14 protein-coding genes are annotated in these 13,339 nt (G+C 62.2%); 7 read left to right on the top strand and 7 right to left on the bottom strand.

What is annotated here, in order from left to right; translation table 11 throughout:
• Positions 1–80: 80 nt before the first annotated feature.
• The 3 genes from minE to minC form a co-directional block, all read right to left on the bottom strand.
• Positions 81–335: a cell division topological specificity factor MinE gene (gene minE / locus ACF8FB_RS21110; RefSeq protein WP_003252572.1), complete on the bottom strand. Its 255-nt coding sequence runs from the start codon at positions 333–335 to the stop codon at positions 81–83.
• Positions 336–338: 3 nt separating this feature from the next.
• Complete coding sequence (gene minD, locus ACF8FB_RS21105) at positions 339–1,151, bottom strand: septum site-determining protein MinD (protein ID WP_003252574.1); 813 nt, start codon at positions 1,149–1,151, stop codon at positions 339–341.
• Positions 1,152–1,260: 109 nt separating this feature from the next.
• Complete coding sequence (gene minC, locus ACF8FB_RS21100) at positions 1,261–2,022, bottom strand: septum site-determining protein MinC (protein WP_392510510.1); 762 nt, start codon at positions 2,020–2,022, stop codon at positions 1,261–1,263.
• A 111-nt stretch (positions 2,023–2,133) separates the two neighbouring features.
• On the opposite strand from minC, the gene ACF8FB_RS21095 reads away from it, so the two are divergent.
• Both ACF8FB_RS21095 and ACF8FB_RS21090 read left to right on the top strand, forming a co-directional pair.
• Positions 2,134–3,069 (top strand): lipid A biosynthesis lauroyl acyltransferase, encoded by a 936-nt coding sequence (locus tag ACF8FB_RS21095; protein WP_010952779.1) that lies wholly within the window; start codon positions 2,134–2,136, stop codon positions 3,067–3,069.
• Positions 3,070–3,096: 27 nt separating this feature from the next.
• Entirely contained in the window at positions 3,097–4,245 is a 1,149-nt protein-coding gene (locus ACF8FB_RS21090; protein WP_392511875.1) for a patatin-like phospholipase family protein, read from the top strand.
• Between the two features lie 87 nt (positions 4,246–4,332).
• On the opposite strand, the gene ACF8FB_RS21085 is transcribed toward ACF8FB_RS21090, so the two are convergent.
• The gene (locus tag ACF8FB_RS21085) at positions 4,333–5,079 is read right to left on the bottom strand and encodes a VacJ family lipoprotein (RefSeq protein WP_392511882.1); all 747 of its coding nucleotides are present in this window, start codon (positions 5,077–5,079) and stop codon (positions 4,333–4,335) included.
• Between the two features lie 73 nt (positions 5,080–5,152).
• Positions 5,153–6,451, bottom strand: coding sequence for a serine/threonine protein kinase (locus ACF8FB_RS21080; protein ID WP_121783926.1), 1,299 nt, complete (start codon positions 6,449–6,451; stop codon positions 5,153–5,155).
• Positions 6,452–6,641: 190 nt separating this feature from the next.
• Here ACF8FB_RS21080 and ACF8FB_RS21075 point away from each other — a divergent pair, with 190 nt between their 5' ends.
• The gene (locus ACF8FB_RS21075) at positions 6,642–7,007 is read left to right on the top strand and encodes a hypothetical protein (RefSeq protein ID WP_014592050.1); all 366 of its coding nucleotides are present in this window, start codon (positions 6,642–6,644) and stop codon (positions 7,005–7,007) included.
• Between the two features lie 87 nt (positions 7,008–7,094).
• Here ACF8FB_RS21075 and ACF8FB_RS21070 read toward each other — a convergent pair whose 3' ends face one another.
• A complete protein-coding gene (locus ACF8FB_RS21070) occupies positions 7,095–8,660 on the bottom strand; it encodes a beta (1-6) glucans synthase (RefSeq protein WP_392510509.1) in 1,566 nt (521 codons plus the stop codon).
• Positions 8,661–8,857: 197 nt separating this feature from the next.
• Between ACF8FB_RS21070 and ACF8FB_RS21065 the strand changes: the two genes are divergently transcribed.
• The 3 genes from ACF8FB_RS21065 to ACF8FB_RS21055 all read left to right on the top strand — a co-directional run bounded on the left by ACF8FB_RS21065 (position 8,858) and on the right by ACF8FB_RS21055 (position 11,895).
• Positions 8,858–9,718 carry a glycine betaine ABC transporter substrate-binding protein gene (locus ACF8FB_RS21065; protein ID WP_014592048.1) on the top strand — a complete coding sequence of 287 codons (861 nt, stop codon included), beginning with the start codon at positions 8,858–8,860 and terminating at the stop codon, positions 9,716–9,718.
• A 204-nt stretch (positions 9,719–9,922) separates the two neighbouring features.
• Positions 9,923–10,234: a DUF485 domain-containing protein gene (locus ACF8FB_RS21060; RefSeq protein ID WP_010952786.1), complete on the top strand. Its 312-nt coding sequence runs from the start codon at positions 9,923–9,925 to the stop codon at positions 10,232–10,234.
• Positions 10,231–11,895, top strand: coding sequence for a cation acetate symporter (locus ACF8FB_RS21055; RefSeq protein WP_392511873.1), 1,665 nt, complete (start codon positions 10,231–10,233; stop codon positions 11,893–11,895). Before ACF8FB_RS21060 ends, ACF8FB_RS21055 begins: the two co-directional genes overlap by 4 nt.
• A 262-nt stretch (positions 11,896–12,157) precedes the next feature.
• On the opposite strand, the gene ACF8FB_RS21050 is transcribed toward ACF8FB_RS21055, so the two are convergent.
• Positions 12,158–12,310 (bottom strand): DUF3309 family protein, encoded by a 153-nt coding sequence (locus tag ACF8FB_RS21050; protein ID WP_003252624.1) that lies wholly within the window; start codon positions 12,308–12,310, stop codon positions 12,158–12,160.
• 206 nt (positions 12,311–12,516) lie between these two features.
• Between ACF8FB_RS21050 and ACF8FB_RS21045 the strand changes: the two genes are divergently transcribed.
• Positions 12,517–13,326, top strand: coding sequence for an SDR family oxidoreductase (locus ACF8FB_RS21045; protein WP_020193054.1), 810 nt, complete (start codon positions 12,517–12,519; stop codon positions 13,324–13,326).
• The last annotated feature ends 13 nt before the right edge of the window (positions 13,327–13,339 follow it).

Here is a 13,339-nt window from a genome sequence, read left to right as displayed (position 1 = left end):
ACAAAGGATATGCGTCCCCTGTAGGAGCGGGCTTGCCCGCGAAGGGCTGCAAGGCAGCCCCAAATTGTCGACTACGCGGATCAGCGATCCGGCAGGGTGATGTTCAGCTCCAGAATCGAGCAGCTGCCCTGGTTTTCCAGCTCGATATGCACATCATCGTTGCCGATGTTCACATATTTGCGGATCACTTCCAGCAGTTCTTTCTGCAGCGCGGGCAGGTAGTCCGGTTCGCTGCGTTGGCCGCGCTCGTGCGCCACGATGATCTGTAGACGCTCTTTCGCTACCGACGCGCTGGTCTGTTTCTGTCTGCCACGAAAGAAGTCAAAAAGGTTCATGGTTTATTTGCTCCCGAAAATGCGCTCGAAGAATCCCTTCTTCTGTACATCGATGAAGCGCATCGGCTTCTCTTTGCCCAGCAGGCGGTCGACCGCATCACTGTAGGCCTGGCCGGCATCGCTCTGGTCATCGAGAATGACCGGGATACCTTGGTTGGACGCCTTGAGGACGGCCTGCGATTCCGGGATCACACCCTTGAGCTTGATCGACAGGATTTCTTCCACGTCGGCCACGCTCAGCATTTCGCCTTTGACGACGCGCTCAGGGTGGTAGCGGGTGATCAGCAAATGCTCCTTGATCGGCTCTTCACCGTTTTCGGAGCGGCGCGACTTGCTCGACAGAATGCCCAGCATGCGGTCGGAGTCACGTACCGACGAAACTTCCGGGTTGGTCACCACGATGGCTTCGTCAGCGAAGTACATGGCCAGGTGAGCACCTTTTTCGATACCGGCCGGCGAGTCGCAGATGACGTACTCGAAGTCCTTCTTCAGGTCCATCAGTACCTTTTCCACGCCTTCCTGGGTCAGCGCGTCCTTGTCACGGGTCTGGCTGGCGGCCAGCACGTACAGGTTCTCGAGGCGCTTGTCCTTGATCAGGGCCTGTTGCAGGTTGGCTTCGCCGTTGACCACGTTGACGAAGTCGTACACCACGCGGCGTTCGCAGCCCATGATCAGGTCGAGGTTACGCAGGCCCACGTCGAAGTCGACAATGACGGTCTTGTGGCCGCGCAGTGCGAGGCCGGTACCAATGGCGGCGCTGGTTGTGGTCTTGCCCACACCCCCCTTGCCGGAAGTAACCACGAGAATCTTGGCCAAGGTGTTTCACCCCTAAAAATAGTCGGGACACTTGTCCCTGCAAAAAACTGAAATAGCTAAATAAAGGCAACGGTAAAAAAGTTGCTCTAAAAATGCTGGCAAGTATCCGTTAAAGACGGGTGATGTTCAACACGTCACCAGACAGGCTGACTTGCACGCCGGTCCCCCACAGTGGATCCCGGCGCAGGTCTTCGCAGACTTTGTACTGGCCGGCGATCGAGACCATTTCGGCGGTCATCTGCTGGCAGAAGATACGCGCCTTGGTGTTGCCTTTGATGCCGGCCAGGGCGCGGCCGCGCATGGCGCCGTACACATGGATGTTGCCATCGGCCAGAAGTTCCGCACCTGGGCTGACCGAAGCCGTCACAACCAGATCACCTCCCTGAGCATAGATCTGTTGGCCACCGCGTACTGGCGAAGTAATGATGCGGGTCGGGCGCACCTCGGGTTCGGGGGGCGGTGGTGGCGCCGGGGCCGGTTCGGGCTTTTTGACCACCTCGGGCTCGGGCTCCAGCGGCCGTTCGCGGGCCCCCGAGGGCGGCAGCACCGGCAGGTCGATGGCGATGGCGGCGGCGATGTCCTCGATGCGGTTGGCGCGGATGGCCAGGGTACGCAGGCCGTGGTGTCGGCAGATCCGCATCAAGCCGGGCAGGTCGATTGCCCCTTCGTCGGCCGGCAGCTTGTCCAGCGCCAGCACCAGCGGTGTATTGCTGAAGAAGTTCGGGGCCTGGGCGACTTTGGCCGCCAACTGGCGGTCGAGGGCTTCAAGGTCATTGCGCGCCAGTTCCAGTACCGTAATGGCGAGCATGCTGCCCTTGAGCTGGAACACGGAGGCGGTGTCGGGTGTGTGGTTTGGGCTCATGGTCTGCATAGACGGCTTGTTGCGAAAAAAGTGCCCTGACTTATAACGAGAACACCGGTTGCCCGCAACATGCACTGATCCGTTGTAGAATGCGCGGCCTTTGTCTTTCCGGATGCTTCAATGGAACGCCCGCGTTTTCGTCCCTATTTCCTTCACCCCAAGTTCTGGGGCCTGTGGCTGGGCCTGGGCCTGCTGTGGTTGGTGGTCCAGTTGCCGTACCGGGTGCTGCTGAAGATCGGTGCCGCGCTGGGCGCCGTCATGTATCGCTTTGCCGGTGAACGTCGGCGCATCGCCGCGCGCAACCTGGAGCTGTGCTTCCCGGAGCTGTCGGTCGACGAACGGCAGCGTTTGCTCAAGGCCAACTTCGCCTCTACCGGCATCGCCTTCTTCGAAATGGCCATGAGCTGGTGGTGGCCCAAGGCCAGGCTGGCGCGCCTGGCCCATATCGAGGGCCTTGAGCACCTGCAGGCCGCCCAGCAGGCGGGGCAGGGCGCGATCCTCATGGCGGTGCACTTCACTACCCTGGAAATCGGCGCCGCGCTGCTCGGCCAGCAGCACACCATCGACGGCATGTACCGCGAACACGGCAATGCACTGTTCGACTTCATCCAGCGCAGCGGCCGCGAGCGTCACAACCTTGATTCGCTGGCGGTGGAGCGCGAGGACGTGCGTGGCATGCTCAAGCTGCTGCGTTCGGGCCGGGCGATCTGGTACGCACCGGACCAGGACTACGGCGCCAAGCAGAGCATCTTCGTACCGTTGTTTGGCATCCCCGCGGCGACGGTGACCGCTACCACCAAGTTCGCCCGGTTGGGGAAGGCGCAGGTGATTCCGTTCACCCAAAAGCGGCTGGAGGATGGCAGCGGCTATCGGCTGGTCATCCACCCGCCGCTGACGGATTTCCCCGGGGAAAGCGAAGAGGCCGATTGCCTGCGCATCAACCAATGGGTCGAGAGCGTGTTGCGCGAGTGCCCCGAGCAGTACCTGTGGGCGCACCGCCGGTTCAAGTCGCGGCCCGAGGGTTCGCCGCGGCTGTATGACAAGAAGAAGCGCTGAAAACACATCTACCCCAGGAAGGACGCCATGGCACCACCCCCGGTAACCGGTCTCATCCTGTCTGGCGGCGGCGCCCGCGCCGCCTACCAGGTCGGTGTGCTGGCGGGCATCGCCGAGTTGCTGCCCGCCGGCGCGGACAACCCTTTTCCGGTCATCGTCGGCACCTCCGCCGGGGCCATCAACGCCGTCACCCTGGCCAGTGGTGCGGTGCACTTCAATGACGCCGTGCAGCGGCTCACTGCCTTCTGGCAGAATTTCCGCAGCCATCTGGTCATCCGCAGCGACTGGCCCGGGGTCGTGCGCCAGGCCAGCCGTTTCGTTGGCCACAGCCTGCTGGGGCTGGGTGGCCAGGCCCCCGTGGCGTTGCTCGACAGCAGCCCGTTGCGCAGCCTGCTGCAAACGCACCTGAACCTGGATGGCATCGGCCACGCCTTGGCCGCCGAGCAACTGCGCGCCGTGGCGGTGACCGCCTTTGGCTACGAGTCTGGTCAGGCGGTGACCTTCTACCAGGGCCGCGGCACCATCGAGGCCTGGCTGCGCCACCGGCGTATCGGCGTACCCGCACCGTTGACCATCGACCACCTGCTGGCCAGTGCGGCGATCCCGCTGCTGTTCGCCCCGGTGCAACTGGGCGGCGAGTATTACGGCGACGGTGCAGTGCGCCAGTCGGCGCCGATCAGCCCGGCCTTGCACCTGGGCGCCAGCCGGGTGCTGGTGGTCGGGGTCAGCGGAAACCCGCAGCGGCCAGCGCCACCTGTACCGCCCCAGCGTGTGTTCAGCGGGCAGCAGCCGAGCCTGGCGCAGATCGGCGGGCACCTGCTCAACAGTACGTTCATTGACAGCCTGGAAGACGATATCGAACTGCTGCAGCGCCTCAACCACTTGAGCGGGCTGTTGCCGGCGCACCTGGATGCCCGGCGCCTGGGGCTGGCACCGATCGACGTGCTGGTGGTGGCGCCCAGCCAGCCGCTGGATGAGATTGCCGCTCGGCACCGCCGCGAGTTGCCGGCGGCGTTACGCCTGTTTTTACGGGGGCCGGGGGCGACGCGCACCAGCGGGGCGGGGGTGTTGAGCTATTTGCTGTTCGAGGCCAGCTATTGCAGTGAACTGATCGAGCTGGGGCGCAAGGATGCCTTGGCCAAGAAGCGCGAGCTTTGCGAATTCCTGGGGATTTGATGTTGCCTGTGCAGGCCCTTTCGCGACAAGGGGTTGCGCCAATACCTGTGTAGGAGCGGGTTCACCCGCGAAAGGGCCGCAGCAGGCTTACTCGGCTATCTGCAACTTGCGCGCCTGGGTATACACATACCGCACCTTTTCATATTCGAACGGCGAATTCAGCTGGCCGTAACGGAAGTTGGTGGTGTAGCGCTTGTCCACCACACGCAGGGCGAAGATTTCCGGGTGATCGGTGCTGGCTTCGGCCACGTTCAGGTAGTTGACCGCCTGCTCTCCCGCATAGTCCACCACCAGCCCGGTGGTATCGCGCAGGTTCGATGGGCCTAGCACCGGCAGCATCAGGTACGGCCCATCCGGCACGCCATAGAAGCCCAGGGTCTGGCCAAAGTCCTCGCTCTGGCGCGGCAGGCCCATGCTGGTCGCCGGGTCCCACAGCCCACCCACGCCGATGATCGTGTTGAACATCAGTCGCGCGGTGATTTCTGCCGAGCGCTTGGCTTTGAGCTGCAACACGCTGTTGAACAGGTTCGGCACATCGCCAAGGTTGTTGAAGAAGTTGCTCACCCCCGTGCGCACGAAGCTTGGGGTGACATACTGATAGCCATTCACCAGCGGCAGCAGCACCCATTGGTCCAATCGGTAGTTGAAGTGGTAGATGCGCCGGTTGATCGACTCCAGCGGGTCGTACACGTTCAGCGCCTGCAGGGTTGAGCGCTCGAACTCGCGCTGGTCCAGCCCCGGGTTGAATTTCAGCTCACGCAGCGGGTCGAGGAAGCCATCGGCTTCGGGCACCAGTGGCGCGGTGCCGATCACCTGCGGGTCGGCCTCGACCACACTGGCTCGGGGTGCGGTTTCGGCGGCCAGGGTGTGGCCAGCGGCAAGCAGGGCAGTGGCGAAGAGGAGTTTGTTAACCACGGAAGAACTCCAGCATGGCGTCACTGTTGACGCGGTAGTTGAGGTTGCCGCAATGGCCGCCATGGGGGTAGAGGGTCAGCCGTTCGCCGAACACCTTGCGCAGGAAGCCAATGTCGCCCGGGCCGAGAATGACGTCGTCGGCGTTGTGCATCACGGCGATCTTGTCACTGCTGCGCAGGTAGTCTTCCAGGGCATACAGGCTGACCTGGTTGACCAACTGCAGGATGCTGTTGCCGTCGGTGCGGGCGCGCCACATCGGAATTACCTGTTCGGTCATGTAGCAGTCGAAGTCGCACTGCAGGGCGCGCTTGAAGAACGGCGTCAGGCTGCTGCCTTCGGTGATCGGGAACTTCGGCGGAATGATCAGGCCGCGGCGGTTGATCAGGTCGGAAGTGAAGGCGATGTCCGCTGCCGAGAAGCGGAACGAAGTGCCGATCAGCATGGCCATCTGTTCGTTGGACAGGTGCTGGCGCGACTGCTGGAAGTCGTACAGCAGGGCGTCGTTCAGGTCGATGTAGCCCTTGTCCTGGAAGTAACGGGTGAGTTTTTCCAGCATCAGCTCGTAGAACGTGGTGCTGCGGTCGATGCCCTTGACCTGGGTCTGCACCAGCTTGTCGAGGTTGTTGATCGAGGTGTAGAGGTTGACCGGTGGGTTGAGCAGCAGTACACGCTTGAAGTTGAAGCTGCGGCGGGTTTCGTCCAGGTGGCTGACGAAGGCGGCGTCGAGCGCACCCAGGCTGTAACCGGTGAGGTAGAAATCACTGACCGGCAGGCGTGGATGCTGGGCGCGCACGGCCTGCATCACCCGGTACATGTCTTCGGCGTCTTCCTGGCTGATGCCGGGGGTAGCAAAGCGCGAGGCCGCACTCATGAAGTCATAGCTGGTGGGCGATGACAGTTGCACCACGTGGAAGCCGGCCTGGTAGAACAGCTTTTTCAGGTATTCATTGATGCTGCTGCTGTAGGGCGCGCCGGTGCCGGCGATGATGAAGATCAGCGGCGCTTCGCGATCCTGGCGGGCCAGGCGGTACTTGAGCTTCTTCACTGCCCAGAAGTTGTCGGGCAACGTGAACTCGCGCTCCGGGCGCAAGTTCAGGCTGTAGTCGGACTGAGTGATTTCATCGTCGCTGGGCAGCTCAGGGCGCTTGTCCGGCGGCGTGGTGGCGATGGTGGCCTCGAACGGGTTGGTAAGAGGGTAGCCATAGCTGGCAGCGTCGATATCCCGCGCTGAAGCGGCCACAGCCATGAGCAAGCTGCCGAGCAGGGCAGCGAGGCGCAAAGATCGAAGCATGTAATCCCCCAAAAGAACGCAAGGTCGAGCAGTGTGCAGGCTAGGACCACAGCCAGGCGGGCAAAGTTGCCCGCTGCGGTGGCATTTGGCGTACTTGCTATCTGCAACATAGCTGCCGGGGTGTGATTTTGCCTTAGAAACGGGCATAAGCGATCATGGATGCTTTCGATTACCGGTATTGGAGAACAGGATGTCTCGTTCGCTGCCGACGGCGCTGTTGCTGCTGTTCCTGGGGGGTTGGCTCGCGGCCAGTTATGGCGTGCGTTACGGCCTGATGGAGGACGGCCAGTGGGTAGGGCTGTGCGCAGTGCCGACCGCCTATTGGCAGTGCGAGGTGCGTTCGCTGCTGGGGTTGGGCATTCACCATCAAGTCATGGCCTGGGGCGGATTGGGCCTGGCGCTACTGGCCCAGTTCGTTTCCGCGCGTGCCGGCTGGTGGCTGGCAGTGTTGGCACTGGTGTTCGCGGTGCCGGCGCTGGTGCTGTACACCGCCAGCATTGCGGTGTTTGCGCTGGTGCTGGCGGGGTTGCGCCTGGTCAGGCAACCCCCATTGTAAGCAGCTGCGGGATCGCGCCAGCTTTCAGAAATTGAGCAAGACAGTTGCTCCCACAAGGTCCGCGCCGGGCTCAAGGGATATGCAGTATCAAGCCTGGCGCATCCGCAGGCTTCGCCACAATGCCGCTGTCATCAGCACACTCACCACCGCCCAGCCCCAGGCCTGCTGGTTCTCCAGCCCTTCCACGAACAACTGCGGCGCCACCCCGGCGCCGACGATGAACGCCAGCAACGCCACCTCCGCCCGTCGCGCCCGCACCGGCCACAGCACATAAACCAGCGCCGGCAACGCCAGCGCCGCGCTGGGGAAGCTGCGGTAGCGTGGGTCGAACACCATTGCCAGCATGCTCACCGCCGCAGCGAAGCCCGCCGCCAGCAACAGCCAGCCGGCTCGCACCTGCAGCCAGGCGAACAAGCGCTCACGCCAGCCGGCCCGCCGCGCCAGCGCCAACAACGCATGGGCCAATACCAGCAGGTTCAGCCCGGCCAGCATCAGTGCCCACAGCCATTCCCCGGCAAAGCGCGCATGGGTGCGCATCAACTCGCCCCACAGGCCCAGGCAAGCGGCACCAAACGCTGCCAGCAGTGGCAGCAGCAAGGCGGCCATCGGTGTAGAGGGGCGCCCGGCCAGCACCAGCATGATCACCGTCAGCACGGCGCTGGCCAGCAACCACTGCGGCCAGTCATGCAGGTTGCTCACGGGCCCTTCGAGCACGCCCTTGTCCTGTCGGTCCGCGTCGTATAGCCCCCAGTAACCACCCACCGCGCCCTCATTGGCGCGTTTCCAGGGCTGATCGAAGGCTTCGATCAGGTTGTAGTGCCAGCCATTGCGCTCGGCCATGGCCACGAAGCCACGGATGAAGCGCGCCTCATTGACCCGGCTGGGCACCGCCGTTTCGCGTTGGCGGCCTTCGCTGGGCCAGCCGGTTTCGCCAATCAGTATGTCCTTGGGCGCGAAGCGTGTGCCGAACACCCGGCGCACATCGGCAACGTGGGCCAAGGCATCGTCGATGCCACGCGGGTCGTCCTCCCAGTAGGGCAGCAGATGGATGGTCAGGAAGTCCACTACCGGGGCCACCTGCGGGTGCTGCAGCCAGAATTCCCAGACATCGGCGTAGGTCACGGGCACCTTGACCTGGCGCTTCACCCGCGCGATCAATTTGGCCAGGTGGGCACCGGTCACCTCCTTGCGCAACAGTGTCTCATTGCCGACGATCACCGCGCTGACCACGTCCGGGTTGGCGTTGGCAGCAGCGATCAGCAGGTTGATTTCCTTCTCGGTGTCGGCCGGGTGGGCGTTCACCCAGGCGCCCAGCATCACCTTCAGACCATGCTTGCGTGCCAGCGCCGGGATTGCCTCAAGACCGCTCATGGAATAGGTACGGATGCACTGAAACCGCTCGGCCAGTAACGCCAGGTCGGCGTCCATCCGCGCTGGGCGCAGGCGAAACGGCTGGTCGTAAGGCGACTGGTCTTTGTCGAACGGCGTGTACGAAGCGCATTGCAGCTTGTGTGCAGGGCTGGCCGCATCGGGCAGGTGCACAGGCTTGCCCAGCCCGTACCAGAGCCCCCCCAGCCCGACCAGGGCCAGCAGGCAGGCAAGCAGGTACAACGGCAATAACAGGCGGCTACAACTGGGCATGTGGCGGTCCATCGTCTGGCACAAAAGGTTAGATAGTAGCCCGGCGCCAAACCTTTGGCATGCAAGGATCGCGCAGGCCGAGGCAGGCCGATGGCGCTAATGGCATAGTGCTGTCGCATATGGGGCGGGTGCAGGTCGCAGCTGGATCAGGTCGACTTGTGTTGCAGGAAGATGATGCAATCTCCAAGACCTGACGAGGGGATGCTTTGATGGCAACTTTGAAGAAAATGCGACGTTTCCTGGGTGTGGGCACCGCCCTGGTAATGGCCATGAGCACTGCACAGGCTATGGCCAAAGAAGTAAGCATTGGTTACGTGGATGGTTGGGCCGACAGCGTGGCGACCACCAACGTGGCTGCCGAAGTAATCAAGCAAAAACTCGGCTATGACGTGAAGTTGCAGGCCGTGGCCACGGGAATCATGTGGCAGGGTGTGGCAACGGGCAAGCTCGATGCCATGTTGTCGGCCTGGTTGCCGGTGACTCACGGTGAGTACTGGGCCAAGAACAAGGACAACGTGGTCGACTACGGCCCGAACTTCAAGGACGCCAAGATCGGCCTGATCGTCCCCGAGTACGTCAAGGCAGTGAGCATTGCCGACCTCAAGACCGATAACAGCTTCAAGGACAGGATTGTTGGCATCGACGCAGGCTCCGGTGTAATGCTCAAGACCGACCAGGCGATCAAGGACTATGGCCTGACCAGTTACAAGTTGCAGGCCAGCTCGGGTGCGGCGATGACTGCGGAACTGGGCCGTGCCTATGCCAAGCAGCAGTCGATTGCGGTGACCGGCTGGGTTCCGCACTGGATGTTCGCCAAGTGGAAGCTGAAGTTCCTCGAAGACCCGAAAGGCGTATATGGCGCGGCAGAAACCGTGAACAGCATCGGCAGCAAGGAACTGGCCACCAAGGCACCGGAAGTGGCGGAGTTCCTGAAGAAGTTCAACTGGCAGTCCAAGGACGAGATTGGCGAGGTGATGCTGGCGATCCAGGAAGGGGCCAAGCCTGAAGCGGCCGCCAAGGACTGGGTCGCCAAGCACCCTGATCGTGTGAAGGAGTGGACTGGCAAGTAATCACCTTTCAGGGCCAATAGGGTTTCTTCGCGGGTAAACCCGCTCCTGCAGGAGCGGGTTTACCTGCGAACGGCTCATCACTTTGTTACGCAATCGGTAAAACACCGTTGCATCTAAGACTAAGGTCGTCTGGTTGGCGTCCATCGGCAGCATAAAGTAAGGGTGTGGGTTCCATCCCGTATCTGTGCTGCTAGGACAAAAACAATGAACGACAGCATTTACCTCTCGATACAAAACAGCCCTCGTTTCAAGGAGCTGGTCACCAAACGCGAACGGTTCGCCTGGATTCTCTCGGCGATCATGCTCGGCCTCTACTGCGCCTTCATCCTCCTGATCGCCTACGGTCCTCATGTGCTGGGCGCCAAGCTCAGTCCTGAGTCTTCGATTACCTGGGGCATTCCCCTGGGCGTCGGCCTGATCGTTTCGGCATTCGTCCTGACCGCCATCTACGTACGCCGCGCCAACGGCGAATTCGATGAGCTGAACAAGGAAATCCTGAAGGAGGCGCAACAATGATTCGCCAAGCCAAAGCCCTGGCCGTACTGGCCTGCGGAGCCTTCGCACCCGCCGTGTGGGCCGCCGATGCCCTGACCGGCGAGGTGCAGAAACAACCGCTGAACGTTTCCGCCATCGCCATGTTCGTGGCCTTCGTCGCCTTCACCCTCGGCATCACCTACTGGGCCTCCAAACGCAACAAGTCGGCATCGGACTACTACGCTGCCGGGGGCAAGATCACCGGCTTCCAGAACGGCCTGGCGATTGCTGGCGACTACATGTCGGCCGCCTCGTTCCTGGGTATTTCCGCGCTGGTGTTCACCTCGGGTTACGACGGCCTGATCTACTCGATCGGCTTCCTGGTTGGCTGGCCGATCATTCTTTTCCTGATTGCCGAACGCTTGCGCAACCTGGGCAAGTACACCTTCGCCGACGTGGCCTCGTACCGCCTCGGGCAGAAGGAAATCCGCACCCTGTCGGCCTCCGGTTCGCTGGTGGTGGTGGCGTTCTACCTGATCGCGCAGATGGTCGGCGCCGGCAAGCTGATCGAGCTGCTGTTCGGCCTGGACTACCATGTGGCGGTGATCCTGGTGGGTATCCTGATGTGCCTGTACGTGCTGTTCGGCGGCATGCTGGCCACCACCTGGGTACAGATCATCAAGGCTGTGCTGCTGCTGTCCGGTGCCAGTTTCATGGCGCTGATGGTCATGAAGCACGTGGGCTTTGACTTCAACACGCTGTTCTCCGAAGCGATCAAGGTACACGCCAAGGGCGAGGCGATCATGAGCCCCGGCGGCCTGGTCAAGGACCCGATCTCGGCATTCTCCCTGGGCCTGGCACTGATGTTCGGTACTGCCGGCCTGCCGCACATCCTGATGCGCTTCTTCACCGTCAGTGACGCCAAGGAAGCGCGCAAGAGCGTGCTGTACGCCACCGGCTTCATCGGCTACTTCTACATCCTCACCTTCATCATTGGCTTTGGCGCGATCCTGCTGGTCAGCACCAACCCGGAATTCAAGGACGCCGCAGGCGCTCTGCTGGGCGGCAACAACATGGCCGCGGTGCACCTGGCCAATGCGGTGGGGGGCAGTGTGTTCCTCGGCTTCATCTCGGCGGTGGCCTTTGCCACCATCCTGGCAGTGGTGGCTGGCCTGACCCTGGCCGGTGCCTCGGCAGTGTCCCACGACCTGTACGCCAGCGTCTGGCGCAAGGGCAAAGCCAACGACAAGGACGAGATCCGCGTATCGAAGATCACCACTGTCGCCCTGGGTGTACTGGCGATCGGCCTGGGGATTCTGTTCGAGAAGCAGAACATCGCCTTCATGGTCGGCCTGGCGTTCTCCATTGCGGCCAGCTGCAACTTCCCGGTACTGCTGCTTTCGATGTACTGGAAGAAGCTGACCACCCGCGGCGCCATGATCGGCGGCTGGCTGGGCCTGGTGAGTGCGGTGACGCTGATGATCCTTGGCCCGACCATCTGGGTACAGATTCTCGGCCACGAGAAGCCCATCTACCCGTACGAGTACCCGGCGCTGTTCTCGATGGCCATTGCCTTCGTCAGCATCTGGTTCTTCTCGGTCACCGACAAGTCCAAGGCGGCTGAGGATGAGCGCGCGCTGTTCTTCCCGCAGTTCGTGCGTTCGCAGACTGGCCTGGGTGCCAGCGGGGCGGTCTCGCACTAACGTCAATCCCCTGCACTGAAAAACGCTCCGCTTGTCGGGGCGTTTTTTATTTCATGCAGTCGGCGATGGCCTCCAGACAGGTTGGTGCTCTGCCCATGCTCCCCTCATGTCGTGAGCGCCTTCATGGAGGACGGCACATTTGGGGGCTGGTCAATGAAGCCATACTGTTTAATCACCTTCGCTATCCAGGATGGCAACCGGGTATTGCGACCCGCTTGCCATTCACCTCACGTGGCTTTTTGAAGTGGCTATCCGCAGCGCGTCATATCATCCCAAGCAACAGTAATACCAACAGAATCACCAACACCACGCCGATTATGCCGGAAGGGCCATAGCCCCAGCTGCGCGAGTGGGGGAAGACCGGTAAGCCACCGATCAGCAGCAGAATCAGGATGATGATAAGGATCGTGGTCATGTCAAAGTCCTTGCGTGATTAGGGGGCAAGAGCCTGAGATTGCTGGCCTCTCGATAATTCGGACCGGTGCGGGTTGGTAAAGATTCCATCCCCGTGCAGCCGTCTACCCAATCATGCCCGCCCATTCACTGCCCTGATGAATCCTCCCGGATGGCGACGCCTTGATTAGACTCACCGGACTACCTGTCAGAACAAGGCCTGCGACCATGCAAAAACGCATCATGATCACCGGCGCCGGGTCTGGCCTCGGCCGCGAGATCGCCCTGCGCTGGGCCCGTGAGGGCTGGCGCCTGGCATTGGCCGATGTCAACGAAGCCGGCCTGCGCGAAACGCTGGAGCAGGTTCGCCAGGCCGGTGGCGACGGCTTCGTCCAGCGCTGCGATGTGCGCGACTATAGCCAGCTGACGGCCCTGGCCCAGGCCTGCGAAGCGAAGTTCGGTGGGGTCGATGTGATCGTCAACAACGCCGGCGTTGCTTCGGGCGGGTTCTTCGCCGAACTGACGCTGGAGGACTGGGACTGGCAGATCGCGGTCAACCTGATGGGCGTGGTCAAGGGCTGCAAGGCCTTCCTGCCGCTGCTGGAGCGCAGCAAGGGGCGCATTATCAACGTCGCCTCGATGGCCGCACTGATGCAGGGCCCGGGCATGAGCAACTACAACGTGGCCAAGGCCGGTGTGCTGGCCTTGTCGGAAAGCCTGCTGGTGGAGTTGCGTCAGGTGGAGGTGGCGGTGCACGTGGTGTGCCCGTCGTTCTTCCAGACCAACCTGCTGGACTCGTTCCGCGGGCCGAACCCGGCGATGAAGGCGCAGGTGGGCAAGCTGCTCGAAGGTTCGCCGATCAGTGCGGCGGACATTGCCGACTATATCCATCAGCAGGTCGCTGCAGGCGAGTTCCTCATCCTGCCTCATGAGGCAGGGCGCCAGGCCTGGCAACTGAAACGCCAGGCCCCTGAGCGGCTGTATGACGAGATGGCCGAAATGGCGGTGAAAATGCGGGCAAAAGCCCCGTCGCGATGATTGGTCTGTAGGA

It is taken from the genome of Pseudomonas sp. yb_2, assembly GCF_043103905.1.
GTDB classification, from domain to species: Bacteria; Pseudomonadota; Gammaproteobacteria; order Pseudomonadales; family Pseudomonadaceae; genus Aquipseudomonas; species Aquipseudomonas alloputida.
This window is presented reverse-complemented; position numbering and strand designations above follow the sequence as displayed.

Coding starts and splice junctions, on each gene's coding strand:
- ACF8FB_RS21045 (WP_020193054.1), top strand. CDS start 12,517: ATGCAAAAACGCATCATGATCACCGGCGCCGGGTCTGGCCTCGGCCGC.
- ACF8FB_RS21080 (WP_121783926.1), bottom strand. CDS start 6,451: ATGCTTCGATCTTTGCGCCTCGCTGCCCTGCTCGGCAGCTTGCTCATG.
- ACF8FB_RS21090 (WP_392511875.1), top strand. CDS start 3,097: ATGGCACCACCCCCGGTAACCGGTCTCATCCTGTCTGGCGGCGGCGCC.
- ACF8FB_RS21060 (WP_010952786.1), top strand. CDS start 9,923: ATGAACGACAGCATTTACCTCTCGATACAAAACAGCCCTCGTTTCAAG.
- minC (WP_392510510.1), bottom strand. CDS start 2,022: ATGCAGACCATGAGCCCAAACCACACACCCGACACCGCCTCCGTGTTC.
- ACF8FB_RS21050 (WP_003252624.1), bottom strand. CDS start 12,310: ATGACCACGATCCTTATCATCATCCTGATTCTGCTGCTGATCGGTGGC.
- ACF8FB_RS21070 (WP_392510509.1), bottom strand. CDS start 8,660: ATGGACCGCCACATGCCCAGTTGTAGCCGCCTGTTATTGCCGTTGTAC.
- ACF8FB_RS21095 (WP_010952779.1), top strand. CDS start 2,134: ATGGAACGCCCGCGTTTTCGTCCCTATTTCCTTCACCCCAAGTTCTGG.
- ACF8FB_RS21055 (WP_392511873.1), top strand. CDS start 10,231: ATGATTCGCCAAGCCAAAGCCCTGGCCGTACTGGCCTGCGGAGCCTTC.
- minE (WP_003252572.1), bottom strand. CDS start 335: ATGAACCTTTTTGACTTCTTTCGTGGCAGACAGAAACAGACCAGCGCG.
- ACF8FB_RS21065 (WP_014592048.1), top strand. CDS start 8,858: ATGGCAACTTTGAAGAAAATGCGACGTTTCCTGGGTGTGGGCACCGCC.
- ACF8FB_RS21075 (WP_014592050.1), top strand. CDS start 6,642: ATGTCTCGTTCGCTGCCGACGGCGCTGTTGCTGCTGTTCCTGGGGGGT.